11 protein-coding genes are annotated in these 12,126 nt (G+C 58.3%); 5 read left to right on the top strand and 6 right to left on the bottom strand.

Annotated features, from left to right (window positions below; translation table 11 throughout):
• The first annotated feature begins 7 nt into the window (after positions 1-7).
• Positions 8-1,627, top strand: coding sequence for a carbohydrate-binding domain-containing protein (locus tag AOZ07_RS08055; RefSeq protein ID WP_060703375.1), 1,620 nt, complete (start codon positions 8-10; stop codon positions 1,625-1,627).
• Positions 1,628-1,727: 100 nt separating this feature from the next.
• Here the strand turns inward: AOZ07_RS08055 and AOZ07_RS08060 are convergent, their stop codons facing one another.
• Positions 1,728-2,312, bottom strand: a complete 585-nt coding sequence (locus tag AOZ07_RS08060; RefSeq protein WP_060701529.1) for a TetR/AcrR family transcriptional regulator — start codon at positions 2,310-2,312, stop codon at positions 1,728-1,730.
• A 98-nt stretch (positions 2,313-2,410) separates the two neighbouring features.
• On the opposite strand from AOZ07_RS08060, the gene AOZ07_RS08065 reads away from it, so the two are divergent.
• Positions 2,411-2,797, top strand: coding sequence for a DUF1304 domain-containing protein (locus AOZ07_RS08065; protein ID WP_060703376.1), 387 nt, complete (start codon positions 2,411-2,413; stop codon positions 2,795-2,797).
• Between the two features lie 46 nt (positions 2,798-2,843).
• Positions 2,844-3,854, top strand: a complete 1,011-nt coding sequence (locus AOZ07_RS08070; protein WP_060701530.1) for an NADP-dependent oxidoreductase — start codon at positions 2,844-2,846, stop codon at positions 3,852-3,854.
• 101 nt (positions 3,855-3,955) lie between these two features.
• Here AOZ07_RS08070 and AOZ07_RS08075 read toward each other — a convergent pair whose 3' ends face one another.
• Together AOZ07_RS08075 and AOZ07_RS08080 are read right to left on the bottom strand one after the other, a co-directional pair.
• Positions 3,956-4,471: a GNAT family N-acetyltransferase gene (locus AOZ07_RS08075; protein ID WP_060701531.1), complete on the bottom strand. Its 516-nt coding sequence runs from the start codon at positions 4,469-4,471 to the stop codon at positions 3,956-3,958.
• A complete protein-coding gene (locus AOZ07_RS08080; RefSeq protein WP_060701532.1) occupies positions 4,468-6,735 on the bottom strand; it encodes an ATP-binding cassette domain-containing protein in 2,268 nt (755 codons plus the stop codon). Before AOZ07_RS08080 ends, AOZ07_RS08075 begins: the two co-directional genes overlap by 4 nt.
• 421 nt (positions 6,736-7,156) lie before the next feature.
• Here AOZ07_RS08080 and AOZ07_RS08085 point away from each other — a divergent pair, with 421 nt between their 5' ends.
• Positions 7,157-8,440: a dicarboxylate/amino acid:cation symporter gene (locus AOZ07_RS08085; RefSeq protein WP_060701533.1), complete on the top strand. Its 1,284-nt coding sequence runs from the start codon at positions 7,157-7,159 to the stop codon at positions 8,438-8,440.
• 75 nt (positions 8,441-8,515) lie between these two features.
• Here the strand turns inward: AOZ07_RS08085 and epsC are convergent, their stop codons facing one another.
• The 3 genes from epsC to msrA all read right to left on the bottom strand — a co-directional run bounded on the left by epsC (position 8,516) and on the right by msrA (position 10,834).
• The gene (gene epsC, locus AOZ07_RS08090) at positions 8,516-9,100 is read right to left on the bottom strand and encodes a serine O-acetyltransferase EpsC (protein ID WP_060701534.1); all 585 of its coding nucleotides are present in this window, start codon (positions 9,098-9,100) and stop codon (positions 8,516-8,518) included.
• Positions 9,101-9,243: 143 nt separating this feature from the next.
• Positions 9,244-10,179, bottom strand: a complete 936-nt coding sequence (cysK, locus tag AOZ07_RS08095) for a cysteine synthase A (protein WP_060701535.1) — start codon at positions 10,177-10,179, stop codon at positions 9,244-9,246.
• A gap of 127 nt (positions 10,180-10,306) precedes the next feature.
• Positions 10,307-10,834, bottom strand: coding sequence for a peptide-methionine (S)-S-oxide reductase MsrA (gene msrA, locus AOZ07_RS08100; protein ID WP_075972588.1), 528 nt, complete (start codon positions 10,832-10,834; stop codon positions 10,307-10,309).
• Between the two features lie 225 nt (positions 10,835-11,059).
• Here msrA and AOZ07_RS08105 point away from each other — a divergent pair, with 225 nt between their 5' ends.
• Positions 11,060-11,920, top strand: a complete 861-nt coding sequence (locus AOZ07_RS08105) for a Nif3-like dinuclear metal center hexameric protein (protein ID WP_060703378.1) — start codon at positions 11,060-11,062, stop codon at positions 11,918-11,920.
• Positions 11,921-12,126: the final 206 nt, after the last annotated feature.

Here is a 12,126-nt window from a genome sequence, read left to right on the forward strand (position 1 = left end):
AATGCTCATGAAACGCTTATTTAAAGCCAAGGCGCTAAGTTCAGTAGCCGCTTTATCGCTTGCACTGGCAATGACCGGCTGTGCGAGTAGCGGCAGTGGAACCACGGTCTCAGATGTCATCAATGCAACCAGCAGTGCCAGTAGCGCAGCCACAGTCGCCGAAAGCACTAGCTCGGCGAGTGGTGATTCTTCGGTTTCGGCAACGGACGTTTCGGAAGACACCCACTTTGACGAGGACGATCTGCAGTGGGATGCCGATACGGAAACAACAGTAGACCTCGCCGATGGAAGCACGAAGGCCTCGGGGACCGGCTCAGACGGTGTCTCCGTGGACGGGGATACCGTCACCATTAGCGCTGCGGGCACCTACCGGCTATCTGGTTCGCTCAGCGACGGCAAGGTGGTGGTTGCGGCAGGCAAGGAAGACGTGGTCCGAATTATTCTGGACAATGCCTCGATCAGCAGCTCGACCGGTTCGGCAATCCAGGTTGATGAGTCCAATGAGACCCTCCTCTACCTTGAAGATGGCACGAGCAACTCCGTATCGGATGCCAGTACCTATGCAGATACCGCCGAGGATGCTGCGAACGCAGCGATCTACTCGATGGCGGACCTGACCATTGCCGGTGAGGGCTCCTTGGATGTCAAGGGAAATTACCAAGATGGCATTGTGAGCAAAGACGGGCTGGTAATCGCTTCGGGCCAACTGACGGTTACATCGGCAGATGATGGAATCAAGGGCAAGGACTACGTTGCGCTGCTTGGCGGACACGTCGAGATTACCGCCACTGGGGATGGCATCAAATCAACAAATGACACAGATGCTGACCGGGGCTGGCTCCATCAGTATGGCGGCCAGCTGAACGTTTCGGCCGGTGACGACGGCATCAAGGCCGAGCAGCTTTTGACGCTCAGCGGGGGAGCTGCCACGGTCGCCAATTCAAATGAGGGGCTGGAAGCGCCAACTATCAACCTGAGCGGCGCAACGGTGAACGTGACTGCCAGTGACGACGGCGTCAACGCAACTGCCGGCAGCTCCGAGAATGCTGCTCAGGGTGGTGGCGGGGCAATGGATGCCTCACAGGATGCCCACCTGAATATTTCTGGCGGCAAGGTCACCATCTCTGCCGAAGGCGACGGGTTGGATTCCAATGGGGACATCTCAATCACCGGCGGCACTACTGTTGTCAACGGCCCAACCAATGGCGGCAACGGGGCACTGGACTCGAATGGCGATATCTCGGTCGACGGCGGTGTGCTGTTTGCCGCGGGTAGCGATGGCATGGCAGAAGGCCTAGGCGAGACCTCAAAGCAGTCCGGTGTCCAGGCTTCCTTGGGAACGACCGTCGATGCAGGCGTCGCCATTCACATTGTTGATTCCAGTGGCAGCGTGGTTGCCAGTTTTGTGACTTCAAAGGCAACAGCCAACGTGGTGTATTCCAGCTCTGAGATCGTAGACGGGGACACCTACAGCATCTACTCCGGAGGAACGGCCGATGTCGATGCGGGTCTGGGGGCCGGTAGCATCACGGATGCGACGAAGGTGGCAACTGCGACCGCTGGAGAATTCGAGTCCGGAATGGGCGGCGGCATGGGCGGCCAGGGTGGCGGTCCTGGCGGCCAGTAAAAACCATAACTTGCAGGGTTGGCATGGAAACTGAACCCCGTTGCCCCAATCATGAGCTGGGGCAGCGGGGTTCAGTGCCGTTAATGGCAAAGCGCCGGGTCTATCGTTCGCAGACGACGAGGGTCTTGGCGTCTTGCAGCAATGTGCGGGCCTGTGCCGGGGCAATGCGAACAAGCGCAAAGGCTGCAATGACGAGGCCTGTGACCGTTGAGGCGAGGCGCTGTTGGACGATTGGATCGAGACCGCTCCGGCTCGCATGAATGCCACGGTTAAATGCGGCTTCCAATTCCTCGCGATAAGCCTGGATGACCTTGGATACGTGCGAGTCGGTTGACAGCGGGGAATTGGCCGTATTAATCAGCAAGCATCCATTGCTTGTTGGCAGCGCATCTGGTTGGCTGAAAATGGAACTGAGCCCGTCCAGGTATTCGATGAGTGCATTGGACTCGACATGGTCGGCGGTCAGCGGCTGCAGGCGCGGACGGACGATTTCGTCCAGATAGCTTTGGACCGCAGCGTCAAAGAGGCCTCGTTTTGAGCCAAAGGTGTTGTAGATGCTCGAGCGGCTCAGGCCTGTGGCTGCTTCGAGTTCCGGGATGGAAGCTGCTTCGAATCCCTTGGCCCAAAACACCGATCGCGCATTCTTGACGACGGCGGAACTGTCGAACGCTAGTGTTCTTGCCATCACACACCTCTCTACTTTCGGAAACGACCATTACAGTATATATTGAAATGGACGTTACAGAATGCTTGTTCCTCTCAGACTTCCAGGAGCTCCGCCTCATGATTATCACCGCACTCGTGTTGGCCGCCGTGGCCGCATTGATCCATGTGTACATTTTCTTCATGGAATCCTTGTGGTGGACCACCGCCAAGGTTCGCGCCACATTTGGTTCCACCGAGGCCGAGGCCGAGGCGACCAAGGAGATGGCGTTCAACCAGGGCTTCTACAACCTGTTCCTCGCGATCGCCACATTCGCCGGCATCATCTTCCACATCGCAGGGCAGCCGGCTATCGGCTCCACTCTGGTCTTCACGGGAACCGGCTCAATGCTGCTTGCAGCCTTGGTTTTGATCATCTCCAGCCCGTCAAAGGCTTCGGCAGCAATCAAGCAAGGCGTATTCCCGCTGCTCGCTGTCATCGCACTAGTCGCCGGCCTGGCACTCTAAGTTTTCAAACCCGAAAAAATTCGATTACGGAAAGGTACTCATCACCATGAGCGAAACCACCAGCACCCAGATCCATCTCGCAAGCCGCCCTACCGGATGGCCAACCAATGAAAACTTCACCGTCGAGCATGTCGAACTCGCAGTGCTGAATGCCGGAGAAGTCCGGGTGCGCAATGAATTCATTTCCGTTGATCCATACATGCGTGGACGCATGAACGACACCCGCTCCTACGTGAAGCCATTCCAGATCGGCGAACAGATCTCCGGCGGCGCGGTAGGACGGGTCATCGCTTCGGAAGACAGCTCCCTTCCAGTGGGCACCCTGGTTCTCCACCAGCTCGGCTGGTCGGATCTGGTCCAAGCTCCAGCAGCCAGCTTCAAGGAAATCCCAGACCTGCCAGGCGTGCCCAGCTCGCTGCGCCTGCATATTCTGGGCATGACCGGTTTGACCGCCTACGTTGGCCTGAAAGCCATCGCAGGACTTGTTGAAGGCGAAACCGTATTCATCTCCGGTGCAGCCGGTGCTGTGGGCACCGCAGCCGGCCAGATCGCAAAGCTCATGGGAGCCAAGCGCGTCATCGGTTCCGCGGGCAGCGCTGAAAAGGTCGAGCTGCTGACCAGCAAGTACGGCTACGACGCGGCCTTCAACTACAAGGACGGCGACGTTCGTGGGCAGCTGGCGGCAGCCGCTCCTGAAGGAATTGACGTTTTCTTCGACAACGTGGGCGGCGACCACCTCGAAGCAGCACTGGCAGCCTTCAACGATGGCGGCCGCGCGGCCCTGTGCGGTGCCATCGCCAGCTACAACACCACCGAACCAACCCCAGGCCCAGAGAACATGGCCAACCTGATCACTCGCGGCCTGAAGCTGCAGGGCTTCACCTTGTCGAGCTACTTGAACTACGGCGAAGAATTCTCCGCGCTGATGGGTCAGTGGTTCGCTGAAGGCAAGATCGCATACGACGAAACCATTGTCGACGGCATTGAAAACACCGTTCAGGCTTTCCTGGACATGATGGGCGGCGCCAACACCGGCAAGATGCTGGTACGCATCTAGCAGATCGAGCGCCAAATATCAGCGAAACGCGGGGCCAGCCAGAAGCATCTGGTTGGCCCCGCGCCTCGTTAACCCATGTCCTGGCAGCCGTGGCTTCTGGTTCAGGCCAGTTCGGGAAGGCGCACCATGCGCACGTCGGTGATCAGCGGGGCCGTCGGATCCTGAACCGCCTGGCCATCAAACTCGAAACCATTGCGCTTGTAGAAAGCGATGGCCCTGGGGTTTTGCTCCGCCACCCACAGCATGGCGGGCTGATCGCCGAGTGCGGCATCGATCAATTGTTGGCCCGCGCCGGACCCGTGATGATCATTGAGCAGATACAGATTGTAGAGTTGACGCTCGATACCTTCGGGAACGGCGACAGCGTCTTGCGAGCACGCTGCAGCAAAGGAAAAGCCAATCAGCTCACCGTCCTCGTTGCAGGCCAGGGCAAGATGGAAGCCGGGATTCGGATCGCCGAGAATCCTTCGCCACATGCCGATTCGTTGTTGAAGATGGGCGGCATCGAAAAAGCCTTCCGGCAACAATCCGCTATAGGCCTGTTTCCAGCACGCAACATGCAGGGCAGCAAGCTCCATGGCATCCTCGAGCGCCGGTTTCCTCAGCGTGTAGCTCATTTGGAGCCATCCGCATACTGCTTCAAGTGGATTCCGGTGAGCGTGCCGGATGCGGCCAGTGCTTCGGCGGTGCCTTCAAAAACGATCTGCCCGCCTTCGTGGCCCGCGCCAGGGCCCAGGTCGATGACCCAGTCGGCATGGGCAACAACGGCGAGGTGATGCTCGATGACGATGACTGTGTTGCCTTCGTCGACCATTTCATCGAGCAAGCCCAGCAAATTCTGGACATCGGCCATATGAAGACCGGTGGTTGGTTCATCGAGCACATAGGTGCCAGATCCCTTGCCCAGGTTGATTGCCAGCTTGATCCGTTGGCGCTCTCCACCAGAGAGCGTATTCAACCGCTGTCCAAGCTTGAGATAGCCAAGTCCAACTTGGTTCAGCCTGGTCAGCATCGGCTTGGCCTTGGGGATCTTCAGCTGTTCCAGCGCCTGCTCCATGCTCAGATCCAGAACCTCGCTGATGTTGAGGCCATCCAGAGTGTAGTTCAAGACCTCAGCGGTAAAACGGGTGCCTTCGCACACCTCGCAGGGCAGGGCCACTCCAGCCATGGACACCAGGTCGGTATAGGTGAAGCCGACACCCTTGCAACCCGGGCAGGCCCCTTCGGAATTTGCGCTGAATAATGCCGGCTTGACCGAGTTGGCTTTGGCAAAAGCCGCGCGAATAGGATCCATGATCCCGGTATAGGTTGCCGGGTTCGAACGCCGCGAACCACGAATGGCGCTCTGATCCACGACCGCTACGTCTTCACGCTTGGAAATTGTGGAGTGGATCAACGTGGACTTGCCTGAGCCGGCGACTCCGGTCACGGCGCACAGCACACCGGTGGGGACGTCAACATCCACATTCTTGAGGTTATGTGTCGAAGCGCCCCGGATTTCCATGGCGCCAGTCGAGGTACGGGGTAGGGAGTTGAGCGGAACCCGCGTGGAGAAGTGCTGGCCGGTCAGTGATTCACTGGCCAGTAGGCCGGGCACGTCACCGCTATAGCACAAGGTGCCACCATGCGTACCCGCACCTGGACCCAAGTCCACGACATGGTCGGCAATCCTGATGACCTCAGGCTTGTGTTCAACGACGAGGACCGTATTTCCCTTGTTCCGCAAGTTGGCCAAGAGGACGTTCATTCGCTGGATGTCATGGGGGTGCAATCCCACGGTAGGTTCGTCAAAGACATAGGTCACATCCGACAGCGCACTGCCAAGGTGCCGGATCATCTTGACGCGTTGGGCTTCGCCGCCGGATAACGTGCCTGCAGGCCGATCCAGTGAAAGATAGCCCAGCCCAAGATCGACCATCGAGCTCAGGACCGCGCCCAGATTCGTGAGGAGCGGAGCAGCATCGGCAATCTGGATCCTCGCCAGTTCACCGGCTAACTCCGAAACCTGCATGGCCGCCATGTCGGCAATGCCCAAGCCGTTGATTTTTGAAGCACGGGCCTTTTCGCCCAGCCGGGAGCCATTGCAGGCAGCGCACGGTGCGGTTGTGGAAATGCGATCGATCCACTCTCGGATATGAGCCTGCTTGATTTCACGGCCGGAAAGAATGTAGTTGGACTTGATGCGCGTGATCAGCCCGGAATAGCTCATGTTCGCCCCGTTTAGCTTGACCTTGCCGTCCTCGGCATAGAGCAACCGATCGAGCATCTGCTTGGACAGGTCCTTGAGCTTCACATCAAGATCGACTTGCGTGCCCGCGGTCAGGGTTTGCCACAGCCAAGCGCCCGGGGTGAAGTTCGGAGCCTTGATAGCCCCTTCATTCAGGGTCTTATCCCAATCAAGGAGCTCATCCAGATCAATGCTGGCTTCCGTGCCGAACCCCTCGCACACCGGGCAGGCGCCTTGGCCAAGGTTGAACGAATAGGCTCCCGCTCCGCCGGCGCTCGGTGACGAGTAGCGCGAGAACAACACGCGCAAGAGCGAATAGGCATCGGTCGCGGTACCTACCGTGGAGCGAGAATTAGAACCCATTCGCTCCTGGTCCACCACAATGGCCGCCGACAAGTTTTCCAGGACCTCGACATCGGGGCGCGGCATCGACGGCATGAAGTTCTGGATGAAGGAAGTGTACGTTTCGTTGATCAGCCGCTGCGACTCGGCGGCAATCGTCCCGAAGACCAGCGAAGACTTTCCGGATCCCGAAACACCGGTAAATGCGGTAATCCGGCGCTTGGGAATATCAACGTCGATGCCTTTGAGGTTATTTTCCCTCGCTTGACGGACTCGGATCATGTCATGGGCGTCGGCAGGATGCAGGTTCATAACGCCAACTTTACTAACTGGCAAGCCCGGCGGATACCCGGCTTCACCGGAGCCCTGATGGCCGCTGCCGCTCGGGAAGCTACTTGGACTCCCGGTGTTTGCGCTCGCCGTCAGGGTGCGAGGATCGAAGCCTTGCGCAGATTTTGGATTTTTCCTTAATTCTGTACCGGCAACCGGGTGGATCCTTTGCTTCATTTGTTCTGCGGCGCACACGCAATGACGAAGAAGTTCGAACATTGCGAATGAATTGCATAGATCTTGTGGCGAATCTTCGAAAATAGGCGGTACCCTTGGAATTCCCTAGTGATTCACAAGATTTCCGGGTTGCTCTTCGCCGCATTATCATTATCGAGGCGTGTGCTACGACACATTAGTGGCATCTCGACCTGACGCATGATCCCGAACCATCAAAAGGACCTTCATGAAGCTGCTGAAATCTATTCCCTTGCTTGGCTGGGTGCTTGTCGCCATCGTCCTGGGCATCCTGCTGGGCCCGGTAATGCCGGTATGGCTGGGAAGCTTGTTCCTGACCTACAATTCGATTTTCTCGGGTTTCCTGGGCTTCGTGGTTCCGCTGATCATTTTCGGCCTCGTTGCGCCGGCCATTGCTGAACTCGGCAAAGGGGCAGGGAAGTGGCTTGGCATCACTGCGGCGATCGCCTATGGATCCACGCTGTGCGCCGGACTCCTTGCCTATTTCGTGAGCCGTTGGGTATTTACCCAGTCGCTGTCCGGCGGCGGGCTCGAAGCCATCGGCGAGGGATCGGGCTCAGGTTTCGAGCCCTTCGTCTCCGTTGCCAAGAGCGCGGGGGACTCGGCGACCGAAATCGTCTTGCCACCTGCCTTGGATGTCATGACCGCACTGGTCTTGGCTTTCATCCTTGGCCTGGGCATGACCGCCTTCCGCTCGAAGGTGCTCTTCCGTGGCGTGGTTGAATTCCGCACCATCATCGAAATGGTGATTCGCCGCATCGTTGTTCCAGCTCTGCCATTGTTCATTTTCGGCATCTTCCTGGACCTTTCAGCCAGCGGCAGCGCGATCACCGTCGTCTCGAAGTTCTTGCTCGTCGCAGTGGTCTCCCTGGCCCTGACCCTCGTAGTGCTGCTGATCCAGTACTCGATTGCCGGCGCAATGAACAAGCGCAATCCTTTGGCAGCTTTGTGGGGCATGCGCGATGCCTACTTCACCGCGCTGGGCACCTCGTCGTCGGCAGCGACCATTCCGGTCACGCTGGCCTCGGCGAAAAAGAACGGCGTATCCGATGCCGTAGCCGGGTTCGTCATTCCACTGTGCGCCACCATCCACCTTTCGGGTTCGATGGTGAAGATTACCTGCTTCTCCATCGCGGTTCTCCTGCTCACCGGCGGCGACGTCAACTTCGGAGCCTACTTCCCGTTCATCTTGATGCTCGGCGTCATGATGATTGCCGCCCCTGGCGTTCCTGGCGGCGCGATTGCCGCCGCCGCGGGCCTGCTGGGACAGATGCTCGGCTTCGGCGAAGTGGAAGTCGGCCTGATGTTCGCCGCCTACATTGCCCTCGATAGCTTCGGCACCGCAACCAACGTGACCGGTGATGGCGCCGTAGCGATGATCATGCAGAAACTGACCAAGGGCAAGCTCGGGGCACAGCCGCAAAGCGACGAAGATGAAATCGTTGAACTGGCTGATGGCAGCCAGAACAAAGCTCATCAGCTAGGCGAGTAGCGCTGGCAAAGCAATGGCCGATGTTCGCACCATTAGGTGCGAACATCGGCCATTACTTGTTTGCCTGCTGTGGGGCTAGATCCACATCGCTGGATCGATGTACTCTGCCGGGTCAACCGCGGGCTTGCGCTCCTCGGGAGTGCGCGGGCGGTTCCGCGCAGGGATTCCGGTGACGATCGAGCCTTCTGGCGCATCCTTGACCACTACGGCATTGGCGCCGATTGCAGAATCGGCTCCAATCACGATGGGGCCGAGCACCTTGGCGCCAGCGCCGATGACAACGCGGTCGCCAATGGTCGGGTGGCGCTTGACCTTGGCCAGGGATCGGCCGCCGAGGGTGACGCCGTGGTAAATCATGACATCCTCGCCAATTTCAGCGGTCTCGCCGATGACGATGCCCATGCCGTGGTCGATGAAGAAGCGGCGGCCAATGGTGGCACCTGGGTGGATCTCGATTCCGGTGAGCGCACGGGTCGCCTGGGACAGCAAGCGCGCCGGCCACCTCAGGGACGGGTTTTGCCACATCTTGTGGGCCAGCCGATGCATCCAGATGGCGTGCAACCCTGAATACACGAAAAAGTTTTCGGTATCACTGCGCGCCGCAGGATCATGCTGTCGAGCTGTGGCCAGGTCTTCACGCAGCCGGGAGAAAAAACTCATGGAAACTACCTTAGGGGTTGCGGTTCGCTGCGCTGGAATCCGAAGACGTCACACAGCAAATCGGCACGAGCCGCACCGATTTAGGTCTCTCATTAGACCCAACGGTGGCTCGCGCCGATTTATTCTAGTTTGCCGAAACTTATTTAGCCGCGGATGTCATCAAACAGCAGGGTGGAAATGTAGCGCTCACCGAAGTCGGGAATGATGGCAACAATTTGCTTGCCTGCGTATTCTTCGCGAGCAGCAATCTGCAGTGCGCCCCATACGGCCGCACCAGCGGAGATGCCGCCGAGGATGCCTTCCTTGACGCCCAGCGCGCGGGCGGTGGCAACCGAGTCCTCGATGCTGGCATCAAGAACTTCGTCGTACAGTTCGGTGTCCAGGACCTCTGGGATGAAGTTCGCGCCCAGGCCCTGGATCTTGTGCGGGCCTGGCTTGCCGCCGTTGAGGATAGGGGAATCCTTGGGCTCCACAGCAACAATCTTCAAATCCGGGTTCTTTTCCTTCAGGAAGCGTCCGGCACCGGTGATGGTGCCACCGGTACCGATGCCTGCGACGAGGACGTCGATCTTGCCTTCGGTATCGTCCCAGATTTCTGGGCCGGTGGTGTCCGAGTGGATCTGCGGGTTGGCGGTGTTGGCGAACTGCTGTGCCCAAACGGCGTTGTCAGAAGTTGCAACGATTTCCTTGGCCTTCTCCACTGCACCGCGCATGCCGTCGGCACCCGGGGTGAGCACGATCTCTGCGCCGAAGGCACGCAGCATGACCCGGCGCTCGGTGGACATGGTCTCTGGCATGGTCAGGATGACCTTGTAGCCACGGGCGGCGCCGACCATGGCAAGGGCGATACCGGTGTTGCCGGAAGTGCCTTCAACGATGGTTCCGCCTGGCTTCAGTGCACCGGACTTCTCGGCGGCGTCAACGATGGCTACACCGATGCGGTCCTTGACGGAATTGGCTGGGTTGTAGAATTCCAGCTTCACGGCGATGTTGCCGGCCAGGCCCTCATCAAGTCGGTTCAGCTTCACCAGCGGGGTGCGGCCGATAACTTCGGTGACGTTGTTGTAGATTTTGCCCATCTTCTATGCAGTCCTTACGTGACTCATTGCGGCCGCGATTGCTGGCGGCGAGTTACTTGCAGATGCCGGCTCAATAGCGCGGACACCTTGGAGGTTCATATCCAACCCTAGTAGTCGATTCGTCAAGCTAGGCTTCATTTAGCCATTGAGCGTAATATTTCCTGACCTTTGCGAGTTTCGGGTCAATAATCACGCGGCAATATCCGACATCTTGGTTCGCAGAGTAATAATCCTGGTGTATTTGCTCTGCCGGGTAGAAATCTTTGGACTCTTCTATGGTAGTGACGATCGGATTAGTGTAAAAGGACGCAAACTTGTCCTTCGCCGCAATGAATTGCTCGCGCTGCTGATCATCGAGTGGGAACATCGCCGAACGATATTGGGTGCCCACGTCGTAGCCCTGGCGATTGAGCGTAGTTGGGTCGTGAACGGTGAAGAACATGTCCAAGATGACTTCAGCGGGCACGATCTGTGGATCAAAGATGACGGCAACGCCCTCGGCGTGGCCGGTGGTTCCGGAGCAGACCTGTCGATAGTCCGGATTGCTGGTGTGCCCGCCGATGTATCCGGAGATGACGGCATGGACGCCACGCGTGCGCTGGTAAACCGCATCCAGGCACCAGAAGCAACCGCCGGCCAGGACGAAGGTCGTCAGTTTGGTGTCTTCGAGCTGCAGTGACGGACTGAAATGATGGGGTGATTGAAGGCTGAGAATACTCACATAGTTCATAACGATGCGGCGTTGCATTCTGTTCCAACCCTGTTGGCAACGCGTAGGGTTGTTGATATGCAGAGCAAGGCAAATAACTCGCAAGAACCGGGGAAGAAGAATCAAAACCCGGACGCTGCTGCGCTTAAGCCCGTTACCGATGAAGAAGTGATGCAGTCCGAGGAATCCGCTCCCTTGGCGCCAACTACTTTGGGTAATGTCCTTGAAGCAGTGGAAGAGCTTTGGCCACATTCCCTGGCCGAGGACTGGGACGCCGTAGGACTGGTAACCGGTCGTACCGGCCAGCGGGTCTCGAAGGTCGTCATGGCAGTGGACCCAACGCTGGAAGTGATTGAAGATGCGATCGAGCGTGGGGCCGATCTGCTGATTACTCACCACCCGCTGCTCCTGCGTGGTGTGACCCAGGTGGCAGGCACGAGCTTCAAGGGTGAAGCTATACATCGGCTCATCGAAACTGGGACCGCATTGCTGACGGCGCACACAAATGCCGATAGCGCCATTGGGGGAGTAAACGACGCGCTGGCCGATGCCTTTGGGCTTAAGGATTGCGTGCCGCTGGTCGATTCGAAGGACGGCCTGCCTGAAGAAGGCCTGGGCCGTGTCGGCTTCTTGGAGAAGCCGATGAAGCTCGAGGATTTCGCGGAACGTGTTTACACGGTGCTGCCGGCTGTGGCCGGGGGTGTGCGAGTCGCCGGAGACCGTACCGGGATTATTCGAAAAGTCGCGCTCTGCGGCGGCGCCGGCGATTCGCTCTTTGATGCAGTGCGTTCACACCAGGCCGACGTATACGTCACTGCAGATTTGCGCCACCACCCGGCGAGCGAAGCACGCGAAGCAGCCAATGGCGGGTTCCCGTACCTCATCGATGTATCGCACTTTGCCTCCGAGTGGGTGTGGCTCTCGGCGGGAGCCCGCGCTCTGGGGAACGTGCTCAATGATCTGGGGCATGCCGTCGAGATTGAAATTTCGCAGGTCAATAGCGATCCATGGGACTTTGTCCTGACTCCATAGCTGGGCATAAAAGCGGACAACTTGATTCTCTGGCTGCTCCTCATGAGCAACGGCTTGAGATCGCCGCGAGCAATGCTTTTGGATACCCTCCTGGATTCACTTCCGGGAGGGTTTCTTTGCGCTCGACGAGTTCGCGGTTAAGGGATCCCAGTTCATTACTTGAAAGTCATAGCTTCTATAACCTTTCTGCAACGATTTGAATATTG

The organism is Glutamicibacter halophytocola, from assembly GCF_001302565.1.
Lineage (GTDB): Bacteria > Actinomycetota > Actinomycetes > Actinomycetales > Micrococcaceae > Glutamicibacter > Glutamicibacter halophytocola.